At 69.8% G+C, this 18,262-nt stretch carries 16 protein-coding genes; 11 read left to right on the top strand and 5 right to left on the bottom strand.

What is annotated here, in order from left to right; genetic code table 11:
• Position 1: 1 nt before the first annotated feature.
• Both PSK12I2_RS0113415 and PSK12I2_RS0113410 read left to right on the top strand, forming a co-directional pair.
• The gene (locus PSK12I2_RS0113415) at positions 2-1,519 is read left to right on the top strand and encodes an aldehyde dehydrogenase family protein (protein WP_027598817.1); all 1,518 of its coding nucleotides are present in this window, start codon (positions 2-4) and stop codon (positions 1,517-1,519) included.
• A gap of 3 nt (positions 1,520-1,522) precedes the next feature.
• Complete coding sequence (locus PSK12I2_RS0113410; protein WP_027598816.1) at positions 1,523-2,677, top strand: M20 aminoacylase family protein; 1,155 nt, start codon at positions 1,523-1,525, stop codon at positions 2,675-2,677.
• A 222-nt stretch (positions 2,678-2,899) separates the two neighbouring features.
• On the opposite strand, the gene PSK12I2_RS0113405 is transcribed toward PSK12I2_RS0113410, so the two are convergent.
• Positions 2,900-3,802 (bottom strand): LysR family transcriptional regulator, encoded by a 903-nt coding sequence (locus tag PSK12I2_RS0113405; protein ID WP_027598815.1) that lies wholly within the window; start codon positions 3,800-3,802, stop codon positions 2,900-2,902.
• A 329-nt stretch (positions 3,803-4,131) separates the two neighbouring features.
• Between PSK12I2_RS0113405 and PSK12I2_RS0113400 the strand changes: the two genes are divergently transcribed.
• The 4 genes from PSK12I2_RS0113400 to PSK12I2_RS0113385 all read left to right on the top strand — a co-directional run bounded on the left by PSK12I2_RS0113400 (position 4,132) and on the right by PSK12I2_RS0113385 (position 9,105).
• On the top strand, positions 4,132-5,457 hold the full coding sequence (locus PSK12I2_RS0113400; RefSeq protein WP_027598814.1) for a DUF3100 domain-containing protein: 1,326 nt from the start codon (positions 4,132-4,134) through the stop codon (positions 5,455-5,457).
• A gap of 243 nt (positions 5,458-5,700) precedes the next feature.
• On the top strand, positions 5,701-6,627 hold the full coding sequence (gene rbsK, locus PSK12I2_RS0113395; protein ID WP_027598813.1) for a ribokinase: 927 nt from the start codon (positions 5,701-5,703) through the stop codon (positions 6,625-6,627).
• Positions 6,628-6,674: 47 nt separating this feature from the next.
• Entirely contained in the window at positions 6,675-8,006 is a 1,332-nt protein-coding gene (fucP, locus tag PSK12I2_RS0113390) for an L-fucose:H+ symporter permease (RefSeq protein ID WP_027598812.1), read from the top strand.
• 13 nt (positions 8,007-8,019) lie between these two features.
• On the top strand, positions 8,020-9,105 hold the full coding sequence (locus tag PSK12I2_RS0113385) for an aldose 1-epimerase family protein (protein ID WP_027598811.1): 1,086 nt from the start codon (positions 8,020-8,022) through the stop codon (positions 9,103-9,105).
• Here the strand turns inward: PSK12I2_RS0113385 and deoR are convergent.
• The gene (gene deoR, locus PSK12I2_RS0113380; RefSeq protein ID WP_027598810.1) at positions 9,098-9,862 is read right to left on the bottom strand and encodes a DNA-binding transcriptional repressor DeoR; all 765 of its coding nucleotides are present in this window, start codon (positions 9,860-9,862) and stop codon (positions 9,098-9,100) included. The genes PSK12I2_RS0113385 and deoR overlap by 8 nt on opposite strands.
• Positions 9,863-9,956: 94 nt before the next feature.
• Between deoR and deoC the strand changes: the two genes are divergently transcribed.
• Positions 9,957-10,634 carry a deoxyribose-phosphate aldolase gene (gene deoC / locus PSK12I2_RS0113375; protein WP_027598809.1) on the top strand — a complete coding sequence of 226 codons (678 nt, stop codon included), beginning with the start codon at positions 9,957-9,959 and terminating at the stop codon, positions 10,632-10,634.
• 138 nt (positions 10,635-10,772) lie between these two features.
• Here deoC and cobM read toward each other — a convergent pair whose 3' ends face one another.
• The 3 genes from cobM to PSK12I2_RS0113360 all read right to left on the bottom strand — a co-directional run bounded on the left by cobM (position 10,773) and on the right by PSK12I2_RS0113360 (position 13,854).
• On the bottom strand, positions 10,773-11,504 hold the full coding sequence (gene cobM, locus PSK12I2_RS0113370) for a precorrin-4 C(11)-methyltransferase (RefSeq protein ID WP_027598808.1): 732 nt from the start codon (positions 11,502-11,504) through the stop codon (positions 10,773-10,775).
• On the bottom strand, positions 11,501-12,223 hold the full coding sequence (locus PSK12I2_RS0113365; RefSeq protein ID WP_027598807.1) for a cobalt-precorrin-6A reductase: 723 nt from the start codon (positions 12,221-12,223) through the stop codon (positions 11,501-11,503). Before PSK12I2_RS0113365 ends, cobM begins: the two co-directional genes overlap by 4 nt.
• A 428-nt stretch (positions 12,224-12,651) precedes the next feature.
• Entirely contained in the window at positions 12,652-13,854 is a 1,203-nt protein-coding gene (locus tag PSK12I2_RS0113360) for a bifunctional cobalt-precorrin-7 (C(5))-methyltransferase/cobalt-precorrin-6B (C(15))-methyltransferase (protein ID WP_027598806.1), read from the bottom strand.
• A 98-nt stretch (positions 13,855-13,952) separates the two neighbouring features.
• Between PSK12I2_RS0113360 and cobG the strand changes: the two genes are divergently transcribed.
• The 4 genes from cobG to cobJ are packed head-to-tail and all read left to right on the top strand — an operon-like array spanning position 13,953 to position 18,256.
• A complete protein-coding gene (gene cobG, locus PSK12I2_RS0113355) occupies positions 13,953-15,239 on the top strand; it encodes a precorrin-3B synthase (RefSeq protein WP_051398727.1) in 1,287 nt (428 codons plus the stop codon).
• Positions 15,232-15,858 carry a precorrin-8X methylmutase gene (locus tag PSK12I2_RS0113350; protein WP_017642945.1) on the top strand — a complete coding sequence of 209 codons (627 nt, stop codon included), beginning with the start codon at positions 15,232-15,234 and terminating at the stop codon, positions 15,856-15,858. Before cobG ends, PSK12I2_RS0113350 begins: the two co-directional genes overlap by 8 nt.
• Positions 15,858-16,598: a precorrin-2 C(20)-methyltransferase gene (locus PSK12I2_RS0113345; RefSeq protein ID WP_027598804.1), complete on the top strand. Its 741-nt coding sequence runs from the start codon at positions 15,858-15,860 to the stop codon at positions 16,596-16,598. Before PSK12I2_RS0113350 ends, PSK12I2_RS0113345 begins: the two co-directional genes overlap by 1 nt.
• Positions 16,586-18,256: a precorrin-3B C(17)-methyltransferase gene (gene cobJ / locus PSK12I2_RS0113340; RefSeq protein WP_027598803.1), complete on the top strand. Its 1,671-nt coding sequence runs from the start codon at positions 16,586-16,588 to the stop codon at positions 18,254-18,256. The genes PSK12I2_RS0113345 and cobJ overlap by 13 nt, the downstream gene beginning before the upstream one ends.
• Positions 18,257-18,262: the final 6 nt, after the last annotated feature.

Here is an 18,262-nt window from a genome sequence, read left to right as displayed (position 1 = left end):
CATGATGAACGCCAAGACACTGGAATTGCTCAAGCCCTTCTGGGGCGACCGCCAGCAGGTCGCCAGCTTTGTGGACGGCGCCTTCGTCGACGGCAGCGGCGAGCGGATCACCGTGCGCAACGCCCATGACGACAGCCCCGCCTACAGCTACCCCGACGCCGACCTGGCCGTGGTCGAGCGCGCCGATACCGCCGCCCGCCGGGCGCGCGAGGAATGGCGTGCCCTGACCGCCCAGGCGCGCGGGCGCATCATCTACCGGGTCGGCGCCCTGATCCGCGAGGAAGCCGAGGTTTTGGCGCAACTGGAATCCCAGACCGCCAACAAGCCGATCCGTGATGCCCGCGTCGAGGTGCTCAAGGTCGCCGAGATGTTCGAGTACTACGCCGGCTGGGCCGACAAGCTGCACGGCGAAGTCATCCCGGTGCCCACCAGCCATCTCAACTACGTGACCTACGAACCCCTGGGCACGGTGCTGCAGATCACCCCCTGGAACGCGCCCATCTTCACCGGTGGCTGGCAGATCGCCCCAGCCATCACCGCCGGCAACGCGGTGATCCTCAAGCCCTCCGAGCTGACCCCGGTGACCTCGCTGCTGCTCGGCGTGCTGGTGGAACGCGCCGGTGCGCCCAAGGGCCTGGTCAACGTCCTCGCCGGCCAGGGGCATACCGTGGGCCAGCAGGTGATCGCCCACGCCGACATCCGCAAGGTGGTCTTCGTCGGCTCGCCGGCCACCGGCCGGCACATCGCCGCCGCCGCGGCCCAGCGCTGCATCCCGGTGGTGCTGGAGCTGGGTGGCAAGTCGGCCAACATCGTCTTCGAAGACGCCGACCTGGACCTGGCCGTGCGCGGTGCCCAGGCGGCGATCTTTTCCGGCGCCGGCCAGAGTTGCGTCTCGGGTTCGCGGCTGCTGGTGCAGGAATCCATCTACGAGCGCTTCATCCAGGCGGTGGCCCGCGCCGCCAGCCAGTTCAAGGTCGGCGATCCCAGTGATCCCGAGACCCAGATCGGTCCGATCCACAACGCCAAGCAATTCGCCCATGTGCGCACCATGGTGGAAGGCGCCCTGGGCGAAGGCGCGCGGCATGTCGCCAATGGCGTCGAGCCGCTGCCCGCCGGGACCGGCTACTACGTCAATCCCACGGTGCTGGCCGGCCACAATGGCCTGAGCTGCGCCCAGGAAGAGATCTTCGGGCCGGTGGTGGTGGCCATTCCCTTCAAGGACGAGGCCGACGCCATCCGCATCGCCAACGACAGCCGCTTCGGCCTGGCCGGGGCGGTCTGGACCCGTGACGTCGGGCGTGCCCACCGGGTGGCCCGTGGCGTGCGCGCCGGCACCTTCTGGGTCAACGGCTACAAGACCATCCACGTCAGCTCGCCCTTCGGTGGCTATGGCGAGAGCGGCTACGGTCGCTCCTCCGGCCTCGACGCCCTGCGCGAATACAGCGAGGTGAAGAGCGTCTGGGTGGAAACCGCCGCCGTCCCCGCCGCCGGCTTCGGCTACGGCGCCAGCCTGGAGTAGCCCATGACCATTCACCAAGCGCTGCTGGACGACGCCCGCAGCTGGCGTCGCGATTTCCACGCCCATCCCGAACTGGGTTTCGCCGAGCACCGCACCGCGGCGCGGGTCGCCGAATTGCTGGAGGGCTTCGGCCTGGAGGTCCATCGTGGCCTCGGCGGCACCGGCGTGGTCGGGGTGTTGCGCCATGGCGAGGGCCCGAGCCTCGGGCTGCGCGCCGACATGGACGCCCTGCCGATGCAGGAGGTGGGGGACGTGCCCCATCGTTCCACCGCCGCCGGGCGCATGCATGCCTGCGGCCATGACGGCCACACCGCCATCCTGCTGGCCACTGCGCGCCACCTGAGTGAGAACCGCGATTTTCGCGGCACCCTCTACTTCGTCTTCCAGCCCGCCGAAGAGAATCTCGGCGGCGCCCAGAAGATGATCGAGGACGGCCTGTTCGAACGGTTTCCGATGGACGCCATCTACGGCTTGCACAACTGGCCGGGGCTGCCGGCCGGGCAGGTGGTGGTCAATCCGGGTGCCATGATGGCTTCGCTGGACACCTTCGCCATCACTCTGACCGGCAAGGGCTGCCACGCGGCCATGCCCGAGCGCGGCCGCGATCCCATCGTCGCCGCGGCGGACCTGATCCTGCAGCTGCAGACCATCGTTGCCCGGCGGATCTCGCCGCTGGCGTCGGCGGTGGTCAGCGTGACCATGATGGAAGCGGGGGAGGCGATCAACGTCATCCCCGAGGTGGCGCGACTCCGGGGCACGGTGCGTTGCCTGGACGGCGCGGTGCGCGCCGAGGTGGAGCGGCTGATCGGCGAGATCGTCGCCCAGGCGCCGCTGGCTCAGGGCGTGCGCGGCGAGCTGGAATTCACCCGCGGCTATCCGGTGACCCAGAACCATCCGGCCCAGGCCGCGCGGGTGCGTGAGGCGGCGGTAAAGGCCTTTGGTGCCGAGCGGGTCAGCGACGGCGTACCGCCATCCATGGCCTCCGAGGACTTCGCCTTCATGCTGGCGGCGCGTCCCGGCGCCTATCTCTGGCTGGGGGTCGACGGCGCCCAGCCCTCGGCGCCGCTGCACAACCCGGCCTATGACTTCAACGACGCCATCATCGAACCGGCCGTACGGTTGTGGGCCGAGCTGGTGCGCCAGGAACTGCCCGCCTGAGACGCCTTAGCGTCTGCTCAAAGGCTTGCGAGCTAGAGTCAAGCAAGGCGCAACGACCAACGGGAGTAACAGCCGAAGGCTGGCCCGGAGGGTGAGCGCTAGCGAATCAAAGGCCTGAGGAAGCGGAGTTTACTCATGGTAAATGAGCATTCCGGCCGGGCTGGCGACCCAGGGCCTTTTCAACGCAGTTTGGCCGACGCGCAGCTGGCTTTGGGCAGGCGCTCAGCGAAAGGCGGTCATCTGCTGCACCAGGCTGGTCCGCAACTCGTCCGCGGCGCGGCTGAGCTTGCGGCCCAGGCGGGTGACCAGTTCGACGTGGGCACGGGCGAAGCCGGGATCGGCCAGGGGCAGGGCGCGCAAGGCGCCGCTGTCCAGTTCCTGGGTCGCGGCGAACAGCGGCAGGAGCGTGACGCCGCCCTGCTGGGCATAGTGCTTGAGCAGGGCGAAGGTGTTGCAGGTCAGGGTCGGCGCCAGGCGCTGGCCGGCGGCCTGCTCCACGGCGTCGAGCATCTGGCGGATGCCGTAGGAGATGTCCGGCAGCGCCAGGCGATGCTGGCCCAGCTCCGTCAGGGTCACGGGGCCCTGGGTCGCGGCCAGCGGATGGTCCGGCGCCACCATGGCATAGAGCGGCTGCCCGCGGCTGCCATGCACCCGCAGGTGCGGATCGCGCGGCGGATTGAACACCAGCCCCAGTTGCGCCTCGTCTTCCATCACCTGGCGAATCACCTCGTTGGTGCCCACCACGTTGACCCTGACCTCGATCTCCGGATGCCGCGCGGAAAAGTCGCCCAGGCTGCGCGACAGGTCGCCGATGAAGCCTTCGCCGATGGCCAGCACCACGCGACCGGTGCGCAGCCCCTGCAGATCGGCGATGGCGTCTCTCAGCCCGTCGAGCTGGGTCTGACGCTGGCGGAAGTAATCCAGCACCAGGCGCCCGGCCTCGGTCGGGGTGATGCCGCGGCGGTGGCGCTCGATCAGGTCGACGCCCAGTTCCGCCTCGACCTGGGCGATCTGCCGGCTGACTGCGGACGGGGCGATGTCCAGGGCGTCGGCGGCGGCGCGCACGCTGCCCAGCCGCACCGCCTCGACGAAATAGTGCAAGCGTTGTTCGTGAATTCCACGCATCCGTGTGTTCTCGTAAAGGCAACGGAAAAGGCCATTTCCAGTATTGGAGAGAGAACAGGGCGCTGTCCATACTCGGGCCAAGACCACGGCCGCCCCGGCCTGGCCGAGGCCCGCGACGCAGAGCCCCGGAACGGCGCAGAACCCCGCGCGAGACCCTGTCCGCGGCGGGCTTCCAGCCTCCGGTACGCCAGCCGTGCGACCTCGACCAGACCTCCAGAACGACCGGGTCGCGCTCCCTCGCGGAGCCCTTTTCTGCCCAGCGGGCTTCGCCGCTCGCGACTGCCAACCATACCAACAACCGAGCCCGCGAGCGGGCCGCAGGGGGAAGAATGAGCGCCAATCCGACGCTGGCCGTGGGCCAGGACCGAGCTGTCAGCGATACCGTGAAACTCTATTTCTGGGCGGCGCTGGTGCTGCTGATCGCCGAGCTGATCGGCTCGGTCAGCATCCCGCTGGGCCCGGGCAAGGTGGTGCTGTTGCCGATGATCTGGGCGCTGCTGCTGGGCGCCGCCATTGGCCTGGCCAGCACGCGACTGCCGCAGGGCCTGAGCGTCAGCCGTAGCGCCCAGGTGCGCTCGGCGGCCATCCTGCAGTACGCCTTGCTGATCTTCATCGCCAAGCTCGGCCTGGTGGTGGGCGGTTCCCTGCCCACGGTGATCGCCGCCGGCTGGGCGCTGGCCTTCCAGGAGCTGGGCCATTTCGTCGGCACCATCCTGCTCGGCCTGCCCGTGGCGCTGCTGCTGGGCATCAAGCGCGAGGCCATCGGCGCCACCTTCTCCGTGGGGCGCGAACCGAGCCTGGCGATCATCGGCGAACGCTACGGCATGGACTCCCCGGAAGGCCGCGGCGTGCTCGCCGAGTACCTCACCGGCACCCTGATCGGCGCGGTGTTCATGGCCATCGTCGCCGGCTTCATCGCCAGCCTCAACATCTTCCACCCCTATTCGCTGGCCATGGGCGCCGGCATCGGCTCGGGCAGCATCATGGCCGCCGCGGCCGGTGCGGTGGCGGCCCAGCAGACCCCCGAGGTGGCCAAGGAGGTCATGGCGCTGGCCGCCGCGGCCAACCTCATCACCACCACCCTGGGTACCTATTTCACCCTGTTCATCTCCCTGCCGCTGGCGGTCTGGGGCTATCGGGTGCTGGAGCCGCGTATCGGCCGGACGACCAAGGCCTCCTTCGCCCAGAGCGCGGTAGACCAGACGGTGGTGGACGAGCCGGTGGAGCTGGGCTGGTCGGGACGCCTGAGTGCCTGGTTCGCCGCGGCCGGCCTGGCCCTGCTGGGCACCTTCGTGGCGACCAAGACGCTGCCGGCTGCCGCCCTCATCGCGGTGGCGCTGATGATCGGCGCGGCCGTCGTCGGCGAGCTGCTCTGCCAGCTGTTCCGCCGCAAGGTGCCGGCGGTGTGCTGGGTGTCGCTGGTGGCCATGTTCCTCACCTCGCCCTGGTGCCCGCTGGCGCCTCAGATCACCGCCGCCGCCAACAGCGTCGGCGTGTTGGCGGTGATCACGCCCATGCTGGCCTTCGCCGGCCTGTCCATCGCCAAGGACATCCCGGCCTTTCGCCGGCTGGGCTGGCGCATCGTGGTGGTCTCCCTGACCGCCGGCTTCGGCACCTTCATTGGCGCCGTGTTCATCGCCGAACTCTTCCACTGATCCGCCCCGCGCGCACCGGGTCCCCGGTGCGCCGCTTCCCGCTGTCGTACCGCACCGCCGTCTGATCTCTCCGTTTCTCGCATTTCGTGTGTCGCAGCTCCCAGCCTTGAGCGTTGGACGCCCGCTGTCGTCCGTGGACGATCACCGGCGCTTGAGCTGCGCCCCGAGTTGCAGTATCTATGATGGAAAATTAACAAAAACCGTTAATTTAATAACATCAAGAAAAACGGAGGCGCGCTCGGCATGGGCAAAATCGCGGTCATCGGCAGCAACATGGTCGATCTCATCACCTATATCGAGCGACTGCCCGCGCAGGGCGAGACGCTGGAAGCGCCGGACTTCGCCCTCGGCTGTGGCGGCAAGGGCGCCAACCAGGCGGTCGCCGCGGCCAAGCTGGGCAGCGAGGTGCTGATGGTGACCAAGGTCGGCGACGACCTCTTCGCCGACAACACCCTGGCCAACTTCCGCCGCTTCGGCATCGACACCCGCCACGTCACCCGCGCGCCCGGGCGCTCCAGCGGCGTGGCGCCGATCTTCGTGCAGCCCGATTCGCACAACAGCATCCTCATCGTGAAGGGCGCCAATGCCGCCCTCGGTCCGGCCGACATCCAGGCCGCGGAAGCCGATCTGCGCGACTGCGCGCTGATCGTGCTGCAACTGGAGATCGCCCTGGAGACCGTCTATGCCGCCATCGACTGCGGTCAGCGCCTGGGGATCCCGGTGCTGCTCAATCCGGCGCCGGCGGTGGCCGACCTGAGCGCCGCGCACCTCGCCCGGCTGGACTACTTCGTCCCCAACGAGACCGAGCTGGCCCTGGTCAGCGGTCTGCCGGTGGCGGATCGCGACAGCGCCTTCGCCGCCGCGCGGGTATTGGCCGGTCGCGGCATCCGGCACGTGGTGGTCACCCTGGGCGCCGCGGGCGCACTGTACGTGGGCGAGGAGGGCGAATTCAGCCTGCCCGGCCAGCGGGTGGCGGCCCTCGACACCACCGGCGCCGGCGATGCCTTCATCGGCTGCTTCGCCCATGGCCGCGTCCAAGGCCTGGGCCTGCGGGAGGCCATGCAGCGGGCGGTGGCCTATTCGGCGCTGTCGGTCACCGGGCGCGGCACCCAGACCTCCTATCCCGAGGCCGCGGTCTTCGAAGACTACCTCGCTTCCCTGGACCTCTGACGCAAGGTCGGCGATCCCCCACCCTGGCACCCCTACGGAGAACAACAATGAGCCAGTCACCCCTGCGGCCCAGTGCCGACGGCTACTACCTGAACCGCACGCCGTGGTTCGCCTTCATCCTGCTGTGCTGCATCTTCGCCCTCTGGGCCGCGGCGGCGAGCATGAACGACGTGCTCATCGCCCACTTCAAGAAGGCCTTCCTGCTCAGTGACTTCCAGACCGCCTTCGTCCAGTCGGCCTTCTATCTCGGCTATTTCTTCCTGGCCCTGCCCGCCGCGCTGATGGTGCGGCGCTTCAGCTACAAGACGACCATCCTCTTCGGCCTGTTCCTCTACATGGTCGGCTGCCTGCTGTTCTTTCCCGCCGCCTCCATGGCCAAGTACGGCATGTTCCTGCTGGCGCTGTTCGTGATCGCCGCCGGACTGTCCTTTCTGGAGACCGCCTGCAACACCTACTCGACCCTGCTCGGGCCGCGCGAGACCGGCACCCGTCGGCTGAACATCTCCCAGACCTTCCACCCCTTCGGCGCCATGACCGGGGTCTATGTCGGCAGTTTCGTGATGTTCAAGGAGGGTGACGCCAGCCAGGCGCAGCTGCTGCAGATGAATCCCGCCGAGGCCGCCGCCCAGCAGTTGCAGATGATCCAGGCCACCCTGACGCCCTACCAATGGATGATCGGCGTGCTGGTGCTGATCTTCGTGCTGATCGCCTGCACCCGCTATCCGGCCTGCAAGGGCAACGAGCGCGTACGCAGCGAGGGCGACGGCGTCGCCGCCAGCCTGGGTCGGCTGCGACGCAATCCGCGCTTCGTCTTTGGCGTGCTGGCGCAATTCCTCTACGTCGGCGCCCAGGTCGGCGTCTGGAGCTTCACCATCCGCCTGGCCATGCAACTCGGCGGCATGAACGAGCGCAGCGCCTCCTGGTTCCTGCTCACCACCTTCGCCGCCTATTTCGTCGGCAAGCTGATCGCCAACCTGCTGATGCGCCGCTGGCATCCGGCCAAGGTGCTGGGCGTCTACGGGGTGCTGTGCATCGCGCTGCTGGCCTACACCATCCTGGTGCCCAACATCACCGCGGTGTACGCCGCCGTGGGCGTGAGCATTTTCCTTGGCCCCTGCTGGCCGACCATCTATGGCCTGACCGTCGACGGCATCGGCCGGGACACCGAATTCGGCGGCTCGCTGCTGGTGATGAGCATCGTCGGCGGCGGGGTGATCCCGATCTTCCAGGGCCTGCTGTCGGACTACACCGGCGGCAACATGCAGCTGGCCTATTCGGTGCCGCTGCTGTGCTTCACGGTGATCGTCGCCTACGCCCTCTATTGCCTGCGTCACCCGGCCAGCGAACGGCTGCCGGTGGGCGCCGCCCAGACCGCCTGAGGAGGGCGCCGTCATGTCCGTACGCCTGCCCCTGCAGCCTGAGCAATTCACCGCCGACGAGCGCACCCTGCTCGCCAGCGACGCCTTCCAGGTGCGCGCCTGGACCTATCCCTCCGGGGTGCGCGCCCTGGCGCTGGAGAATCGTCGTGGCCGCCTGGTGGTGCTGCCCTACCAGGGGCAGATGATCTGGGACGCCAGCTTCGACGGCTGCCGCCTGACCATGCCGGGGCTGTTCGACCAACCGCGGCCGACCCGGCGGATCATCGAGACCTATGGCTGCTTCATGTTCCACGCCGGGGTGCTGCGCAACGGCTGCCCGGCACCGGAGGACAGCCACGAGTTGCACGGCGAGCTGCCCTGCGCGCCGCTGAACGAGGCCTGGCTGGAACTGGGCCGGGACGCGGAGGGCGATTTCCTGCGCCTGGGCGGCCGCCACGACTACGCCATGGGCTTCGGCGATCGCTATCGCGCCCAGCCCCGCGTGACCCTGAGAGCGGACAGCGCGGTGTTCGAACTGGGCCTGGAGGTGGAAAACCAGGCCGGCCAGCCCATGGACCTGATGTACATGGCGCACATGAACTACGCCTATGTGCCCGGCGGACGCTTCCATGAGCCGCTCGGGGTGGCCCGCACCCGGGTGCGCACCAGCGTGCCGGCCCATGTGCGGCCGACCGCCGACTGGCAGGCCTTCATCGCCGCACTGGCGGAAGACCCCGAGCGACTGCGGGTGCTGGATGCGCCGGCGCGCTACCAGCCGGAGATCGTCAGTTTCATCGATGCGCCGGGGACCGACGCGGCGGGGGAGGCGCATTTCCTGCTGGAGCATCCGGGCGGCGCCGCCTTCTACACGGCCTATCGCCCGCAGGACTTGCCCCATGCCACGCGCTGGGTGCTGCACAACCCCGATCAGCAGGTGGCGGCCTTCGTGCTGCCGGCGACCTGCGAACCGGAGGGCTATCTGGCCGAGACGACCAAGGGGCAGGTGCAGCAGCTGCAACCGGGTGAACGCCGCGCCTTCAGCGTCCGGACCGGCTATCTCGCCGCCGCCGAGCGCGAGGCGCTGCTGGCGCGCCTGGCCGACCCGGCGCGGATCAGGTAAGCAGTTGCGCGCCGTTCGCCTCGATCCGCTCGCGATAGCTGCGCGGAATGCGTCCGTCACTGACCACCAGGTCGAAGTCGCCGAGCACCGCGAAATGCGCGGCGCGCACCACGTCGAACTTGGTATGGTCGACCAGCAGGAGCCGCTGCTGGGCCTGGCGCAGGACCTTCTGCTTGACCTCGACCTCGTTGAAATTGAAGCAGGTGACGCCGAAGTCCGCGCTCACCCCGGCCGCCGAGACGAAGGCATGGGTGAGGCGCACGCCATCGAGCACCCCGGTCTCCAGGCGACTCTCGAAAATCTGGTTCTTGCGCTGGAAGGTGCCGCCGCAGACCACCAGGGTGCAGTTGACCTTCTGCTGCAGCTTGAGCAGCACATTGAGCGAATGGCAGACGGCGGTGAATTCCAGGTCATCGGGAATGAAGTCCACCACGAAGGGCGTGGTGGTCCCGCAATCGAGGAAGACGGTGTCGCCGGCGCGGATCTGCGCCGCGGCCAGCCGACCGATGCGACGCTTTTCCTCGACCTGGCGCAGGTCCTGTTCCACCACCTGGTAGCCGGGCGCCTCGCTGCCGCCGACATCGCGGGTGACATGACCGCCGAGCAGGCGCAGGCCGTCCGGCGGGAGCCGCAGGTCGCGTCTCAGGGTCATTTCCGAGACACCCAGCAGCTGGGCCATCTCGCGCAGGTGAATGGCGTGCTGATCCTGCAGCGCCTGGTGCATCAGCTTGAGCCGAGCGGCTTTCTTGCTATCCATGAGGGGTGCGCTAGGGGAGTCCGACTAGAGGTGCAGGCCGCACCAACCAAGAATTCTGATCCGATCATACGCTACCCGTGCCTGAGGAGGCCCCATGCAGCTTGAACCCGGCGAACTCGCCAAGACCATCGACCACACCCTGCTCGCCGCCGATGCCCGCCGCGCCCAGATCGACCGCCTGTGCCAGGAGGCGCGCACCCATGGCTTCTATTCGGTGTGCGTGAATTCCGCCCAGGTCCCCCATGCCGCGGCGCAACTGGCCGGCAGCGCGGTCAAGGTCTGCGCGGTGGTAGGCTTTCCGCTCGGCGCCGGGCTGAGCGCGGCCAAGGCCTTCGAGGCCGAGCAGGCCATCGCCGCCGGGGCCGGGGAGATCGACATGGTGGTCAACCTCGGCTGGCTCAAGGATGGCCTGCTGGAAGAGGTATCAGCCGACATCGCCGCGGTGCAGGCCGCCTGTGGCGCGGTACCTCTCAAGGTGATCCTGGAGACCGGTCTGCTCGACGATGAACAGAAGCGCCAGGCCTGCCGGATCTGTCGCGACCTCGGCGTCGCCTTCGTCAAGACCTCCACCGGTTTCGGCCACGGCGGCGCGACCCTGGACGATGTCCGCCTGATGCGCGAAGAAGTGGGTCCGGAAATGGGCGTGAAAGCCTCCGGCGGCGTGCGTGACCGCGCCACCGCCCAGGCCATGCTGGACGCCGGCGCGACCCGCCTGGGGACCAGCTCGGGCGTGGCCATCGTCAGCGGTGGCGAGGGTGGGGCGGGGTATTGAACTCCGGAAATCGCCGTCATTTCTCTCTAGGGTAGGGGTGTTTTATCGCGGCCATGGGCCGCTCCTACAGGCTCCGATGTAACCGTAGGAGCGGTCGCTACGGCGCACCGGCATGGCCGCGATAAAGGCATTTGATGACTACCCCGGCCCCTGCCGATAGAGCTTGGAATCGCTGAAATCCCCTGGCGCCAGTACCTCGCCGACCAGGATCAGCGCGGTGCGGCGGAAATCCTTGTCCCGCGCCCGTTCGACGATGTCGGCCAGGGTGCCCCGGACGCTGTCCTGGTCCGGCCAGCTGGCGCGGTGGACGATCGCCACCGGGCAGCCGGGGCCGTAGTGCGGCAGGAGGTCGGCGACGATGCGCTCCAGCTGGCCGACGCCGAGGTGGATGGCCAGGGTCGCGCGATGGCGCGCCAGGTCGGCCAGCGCCTCGCCTTCCGGCATGGCCGTGCGGCTGGCGTAGCGGGTCAGGATCACCGTCTGGCTGACCCCGGGCAGGGTCAGCTCGCAGCCCAGCAGGGCGGCGCAGGCGGCAGTGGCGGTGACGCCGGGCACGATCTCATAGGGAATGCCCAGCGCCTGCAGGCGGCGGATCTGTTCGCCGATGGCGCCGTACAGCGAGGGATCGCCGGAATGCACCCGGGCCACGTCCTGGCCGCGGGCATGGGCGGCGGCCAGATGGCCGACGATGGCATCCAGGTCCAGGTGGGCGGTGTCGATCACCGTCTCGGCCTGGTGACCTTCCAGCACCGCGGGCGGTACCAGGGAGCCGGCATAGAGGATCACCGGGCACTGGCGGATCAGCCGCTGACCCTTGACGGTGATGAGGTCGGGATCGCCGGGGCCGGCGCCGATGAAATGAACGGTCATGGGATTTCCTCGGCCAGGGCGGCGAGCAGGTCGGCGACGCTGGCGAATTCACGATCGACGCTGGGCAGGGCAGGGCGGCGCAGGATCAGCACCGGCAGACCCCGCTCGCGGGCCACCTGCAACTTGGGCTGGGTGGCGGCGCTGCCACTGTTCTTGCTGATCAGCACATCGAAGTCACCCTGGGCGAACAGCACGCGCTCGGCCTCTAGGGCAAAGGGTCCACGGTCGGCGATGATCCGCGCCCGTGCGTGGCCGGGATGGGCGTCGAGCAGGCGCAGGGTCCAGAACTGGTGGGGCGGGATTTCCGCGAGGTGCTCCAGGGGTTCGCGACCCAGGGTGAAGAAGGGGCGGGTAAAGGAAGCAAGCGCGGTCTGGAGTTCGCTCCAGTCGGCCACCTCGCGCCAGTCGTCGTCGAGGCCGGCCTGCCAGCCGGGGCGGCGCAGGGCCCAGCAGGGGATACCGGCCTGGGCCGCGGCCAGGCCGGCGTTGTGGCTGATCCGGGCGGCGTAGGGATGGGTGGCGTCCAGCAGCAACTCGATGCCTTCACTGTGGAGAAAGGCGGCCAGCCCCGCGGCGCCGCCGTAGCCGCCGACCCGCACCTGGCAGGGCAGGTCCTGGGGCACCCGACCGAGACCGGCGAGGCTGTAGAGGGCCTCGGCCGGCAGCGTGCGGGCGATGGCCAGGGCTTCGGTGGTGCCGCCGAGCAGAAGGATCTTCATGGGCGGTCTTCCCCAGGAGCGGCGGAGGTTTCGTCATGCATGGCGCGCCCTCACCCCCGGCCCCTCTCCCCGAGGGAGAGGGGAGGAAAGGCGGTGCCGGGGGGCGAGCGGCGGAGTAGGGGTATTGGTCTCACAGGCGGCTTTCCCGCCGATGATCACAGCGTGCTCAGCAAGCGTCGTGGGCGTCAGCCCGTACGCCAGACTTCCAAGCCACCACCCAACCACCCCCTCGCCCCCACGGGGAGAGGGCTGGGGTGAGGGGGCGAGGCGCTGCTCACAGTCTTCAGGGATGAAGGAGGCACGCCTAACCGCCCCCTCGCCCCTACGGGGAGAGGGCTGGGGTGAGGGGGCAAGGCGCCGCTCATGGTCTTCAGGGATGAGGGAGGCACACCCAATCACCCTTTCTACTTTTGACGAGCGCCGGCCAGTCACGGCTTCACCACGTCCAGCAAGGTGATAGGCAGCGCCGCACGCCAGGTGTCGAAGGCGCCCAGCGGCTGGGCCTGGGCCACCTGCAGGCGGGTCAGGTCGCCGCCGTGGCGTTCGCGAAAGGCTACCAGGGCGGCCTCGGTCTGCAGGGTCACGGCATTGGCGACTAGGCGACCACCCGGCCTCAGGGCTGCCCAGCAGGCGTCCAATACGCCCGGCGCGGTGAGGCCGCCGCCGATGAAGATGGCATCCGGGGTGGCCAGACCGGCCAGGGCCTCGGGCGCCTGGCCGGCTACCAGGTGCAGCGCCGGGGCGCCGAGGTGGTCGCGGTTGTGGAGGATATGGGCCTGGCGACCGGCATCGGCCTCGATGGCCAGCACCCGGCAGCCGGGATGGCTGCGCGCCCATTCGATGCCGATGGAGCCGCAACCGGCGCCCACGTCCCACAGCAGTTCGCCGGGGCGCGGCGCCAGGCGCGCCAGCGTCACGGCGCGCACGTCTCGCTTGGTCAACTGGCCGTCGTGGCGATAGGCGCTGTCCGGCAGACCGGGGGTGAGCGGCAGACCCGTCTCCCCGGTCTCGCTCAGGACCTCGATGGCCACCAGGTTGAGCGCCGCCGCTTCCGCCAGCGACCAGTCCTGGGCGCGACCGGCGATCCGGCGCTCCAGAGGACCGCCCAGGTGCTCCAGCACCTGCAGCTGGCTGGCGCCAAAGCCCTGTTCCACCAGCAACGCGGCCAGGGCCGCAGGGCTGTGGCCGTCGTTGCTCAATACCAGCAGGCGGGCGCCCGGGTGCAGATGGCGCACCACGGCGGCGAGGGGGCGGGCCACCACCGACAGCAGGGTGACGTCCTGCAGCGGCCAGCCGAGGCGAGCCGCGGCCAGGGAATAGGAGGAGGGCGCCGGCAGCACCTGCAGCTCGTCGGCCGACAGCTGGCGCGAAAGGCTTGCGCCGACGCCGAACAGCATGGGATCGCCGCTGGCAAGCACGCAGACCGGGGTGCCGCGACGGTCCAGGACCGGGGCCAGGGCGAAGGGCTGCGGCCAGGGCTCGCGGGTGGCGCGGATGCAGGGTGGCAGCAGCGCCAGCTGGCGCGGACCGCCGATGACCACCCCCGCCTCCAGCAGGGCGCGGCGGGCCTGCTTGCCGAGGCCGGGGTAGCCGTCTTCGCCGATACCCACCACGGTCAGCCAGGGGATCATGAACACACCTCATCGAACGTCAGCCGACCGGGCGTTTTCAAGGGGTCGGGCAAAGCGGGCATAATAACGTCTTTCCCCGTTCAGCCCGACCTTCCGCCGTGAATCCTCCGTCTCCTTCCGCCCTCGTCCCGCGGCCTTCGGCCTGTCCGGGGCTGCTGCGCATCGTGCCCGCGCGCGATGGCGGCCTGTGCCGGGTGAAGTTGCCGGGGGGCCGGCTGACGTCAGCCCAGGCGCGGGCCATCGCCGCCGCCAGCGCGCGCTGGGCGAGCGGGGTTCTGGAGCTGACCAACAGAGCCAACCTGCAATTGCGTGGTGTACGCCAGGACGGCGCCGCTGCCCTGGTGGCCGAGCTGCAGGCCGCCGACCTCGGCCCCAGCGATCCCGCCGCCGATGACGTGCGCAATCTGCTGCTCAGCCCGTCTGCCGGCCGCGATCCGCAACAGCTGCGCGACGTTCGCCCCCTGGCCACCGAATTGCTCGCCCTCCTTGAAGGCGACCGCCGCCTGCATGGGCTGTCGGCCAAGTTCGCCCTGCAACTGGACGGCGGCGAAGCCCTGGCCCGGCTCGACCATCCCCATGATGTCTGGCTGTCGGCGCGCGCCGAGGGCTATGTCCTTGGCCTGGCTGGCACCCCAGCGGATGCGCCCCTGGGCCTGATCCCCGCGGGACGCGAGGTGGCCACGGTGGCGACCCTGCTGCATCGCTTCCTTGACCTGGCTGACCCTGAACAGAGCCGCATGAGACAGCTGCTTGCGCAACGGCCGGTCGAGGAGCTGCTGGCCGGTCTTGGTCTGCTGCCGACTCAGAGCCACCCACGTGCGCCAGCGGAAATCGCAGGACGCCTCGGTAGCCATCCTCAGCGGCAATCCGCCTTGTGTTGGGTCGGCGCCCAACCGGCTTTGGGCCGCCTGCCGGCCACGACTTTGGAGGCAGTCGCCGATTTGGCCGAGTACCACGGCAATGGCGACCTGCACCTCACCCCCTGGCAAGGTCTGCTGCTGCCGGACGTGCCGGTCGATCAGGCCTCCGAGCTGCTCGCCGCGCTGAAACTGCTGGATCTGATCACCGATCCCGCCGCGCCCCTGGCCCGGCTGGTCGCCTGTACCGGCAGCCAGGGCTGCGCCAAGGGCCAGGCCGACACCAAGGGCGATGCCCTGCGCCTGGCCGAGCGGCTGCCGGCCGGCGTCGAGGTGCACCTCTCCGGTTGCCCGCGCAGCTGCGCCCTGGCCGGACAGGCACCCCACACCCTGCTGGCGATGGCCCCCGGTCGCTATGACCTCTTCGTGCGCGACGCCACCCAGCCCGGTCCGGGCCGGCGGCGCGCCACCCATTTGTCCCTCGACGAGGCCGCCGCCTGGCTGGCCCGGAGTCCCAGTGATGCTTGAATACGAACGCGACGGCCAGGCGATCTATCGCCAATCCTTCGCCACCATCCGCGCCGAAGCCGATCTCTCGGCCATCCCCGCCGACCTGGAAAAGCTCGCCGTGCGGGTGATCCACGCCTGCGGCATGGTCGACGTGGTCCAGGACCTGGCCTTTTCCCCGGGGGCCGGGGCGGCCGGGCGCGCGGCCCTGGCGGCCGGCGCGCCCATCCTCTGCGATGCGCGCATGGTCGCCGAGGGTGTCACCCGCACCCGCTTGCCAGCGAATAATCAGGTGATCTGCACCCTGCACGACGAGGGCATCCGCGAGCTGGCCGTGGCCCAGGGCAACACCCGCTCGGCGGTGGCCCTGGAGCGCTGGCGACCGCATCTGGCCGGCAGCGTGGTGGTGATCGGCAATGCCCCCACCGCGCTGTTCTATCTGCTGGAAATGCTCGACGCCGGGGCGCCCAGGCCGGCGCTGATCCTCGGCATGCCGGTGGGCTTCGTCGGGGCGATGGAGTCCAAGGACGCCCTGGCCGCCGACAGCCGCGGCGTGCCCTATGTCATCGTCCGCGGTCGGCGGGGCGGCAGTGCCATGGCCGCCGCGGCGGTCAACGCCCTGGCCACGGAGGTGGAGTGATGGCGGGCCGCCTGCTCGGCCTGGGCGTCGGCCCCGGCGATCCGGAACTCATCACCCTGAAGGCCCTGCGCCTGCTGCAGGGCGCGCCGGTGGTGGCCTATTTCGTCGCCAAGGCCAAGGCCAACGCGGGCCAGGGCGGCAATGCCTATGGCGTCATCGAGGGCTATCTGCTGGACGGCCAGCAGCGCCTGCCGCTGGTCTATCCGGTGACCACCGAGAAGCTGGCGCCGCCGCTGTCCTACGAGACGGTGATCGCCGACTTCTACGACACCGCCGCCGTCCAGGTGGCCGATCACCTGGACGCCGGTCGCGACGTGGCGGTGATCTGCGAGGGCGATCCCTTCTTCTACGGCTCCTACATGTACCTGCACGATCGCCTGGCCGAGCGCTACGAGGCCCAGGTGGTGCCGGGGGTCTGCTCCATGCTCGGCGGCGTGGCCATGCTCGGCCTGCCGCTGGTCTATCGCAACCAGACCCTGACGGTGCTCTCCGGGGTGCTCTCCGCGGAAGAACTCAAGGCGCGCCTGGCCAGCGCCGACGCCGCCGTGGTGATGAAGCTCGGTCGCAACTTCGAGAAGGTGCGCCAAGTGCTGCGTGAGCTGGGTCTGGACGAGCGCGCCCGCTACATCGAGCGCGCCACCATGGACAATCAGCGCATCGTCGCGCTGGACGCCGTCGACCCCATGGCCTCGCCGTATTTCTCGCTGGTGGTGGTGCCGGGGGTGAAATGGAAGGGTTGAGCCCGGCCATCGTCATCCTCGGTCCCGGCGCCCTGGCCACCGCCCGCCGCTTGCAGGCCGGCCTGCCGGGCAGCCTGGTGCATGGCCTGGCCGGGCGGGTCGAGGGCGACGTCAGCTACAGCGCCTTCGGCGATCACCTGCGTGACCTCTATCGGCAGCAGCGCCCGCTGCTGGTGCTCTGCGCCGCCGGCATCGTCATCCGCAGCCTGGCGTCCTTGCTGGACGACAAGACCGCCGAGCCGCCGGTGCTGGCCGTGGCCGAAGACGGCAGCGCCGTGGTGCCGCTGCTGGGCGGCCTGGCCGGCGCCAATCGCCTGGCCCGTCAGCTCGGTACGCTGCTGAACGTGGCCCCGGCCATCACCACCAGTGGCGAACTGAGATTCGGCACCTGCCTGCTCGATCCGCCGGCCGGCTATGCCCTGGCCGATGTCGACGTGGCCAAGCACCGGGTGGCCGATCTGCTGGCCGGCGCCCCGGTACGCATCGAGGGCGAGGCGCCCTGGCTGGACGCGGTGCCCCTGGCCCGCGATCCCGCGGCGCGGCAGCGCATCCTGGTCTCGCCACTGGCCAGCGCTGACGACCACACCCTGCTGATCCATCCCCGCGCCGTGCTGGTGGCGGTACGCGCCGATGCCACGGCCGCCGCCGTCACCGCGCTGCTCGCCAGCGCCGGCTATGCGCCGGGCGCCGTGGCGCTGCTGCTGGCGCGGGCGGAAGACATGGCCGCGCCCGGTCTCGCCGAGCTGAGCCAGACGCTGGCCGTACCCCTGAGATTCGTCGACGCCCGCACCCCGGACTTCGCCCGGGCGTCGGTGGCGCGGGCCCAGACCCAGGGCCTCGCCCTGCACCTGCATGACCGGCCGCTGGACGCCGAGGACCTGGGCCAGCGCCGTGGGCGCCTCAGCGTGGTGGGCCTCGGCCCCGGCGCGGCGGAGCTCATGGCACCCGTGGTGCGCCGCGCCCTGGACCAGGCTCAGGACGTGCTCGGCTACGCCACCTACGTGCAGATGGCCGGTCCCTTGCGCCCGGATCAGCTGGCCCATGCCAGCGACAACCGCGAAGAATTGCAGCGCGCCCGCCACGCCTTTGAACTGGCCGCCAGCGGGCGCCAGGTGGTCATGGTGTCGTCCGGCGATCCAGGCGTCTTCGCCATGGCCGCCGCGGTGCTGGAGGTGCTGGAAGGCGCCGACGATCCGCGCTGGGCGGCGGTGGAGCTGGAGATCCTCCCGGGCATCACCGCGGCCATGGCCAGCGCCGCCCTGGCCGGCGCGCCCCTGGGCCACGACTTCTGCCTGATCTCCCTGTCCGACAACCTCAAGCCCTGGGCGGTGATCGAGCAGCGCCTGCGCCAGGCCGCCGCGGCCGACCTGGCCATGGCCTTCTACAACCCCATCTCCAAGGCCCGGCCGCATCAGCTGGAGCGGGCGCTGGACGTCCTGCGCAGCTGCCGTCCGGCGAACACCCCGGTGATCCTCGGCCGCGACGTCGGCCGTCCCGGTGGTGGTCTCGAATACACCAGCCTCGGCGCGCTGCGCAGCGACATGGTGGATTCACGCACCCTGGTGATCCTCGGCTCCAGCCATACCCGGCGTTTCCCGCGGGCCGATGGCGGCGAGTGGGTCTATACGCCGCGCTGGTACGATCCGGAATTGTTATAAAGTAAC

Origin of the sequence: Pseudomonas sp. MOIL14HWK12:I2 (genome assembly GCF_000510745.1) — a bacterium.
GTDB lineage: Bacteria > Pseudomonadota > Gammaproteobacteria > Pseudomonadales > Pseudomonadaceae > Chryseomonas > Chryseomonas oryzihabitans.
Note: the sequence above shows the minus strand (reverse complement) of the source record. Positions and strands in the feature narration are given on the sequence as shown.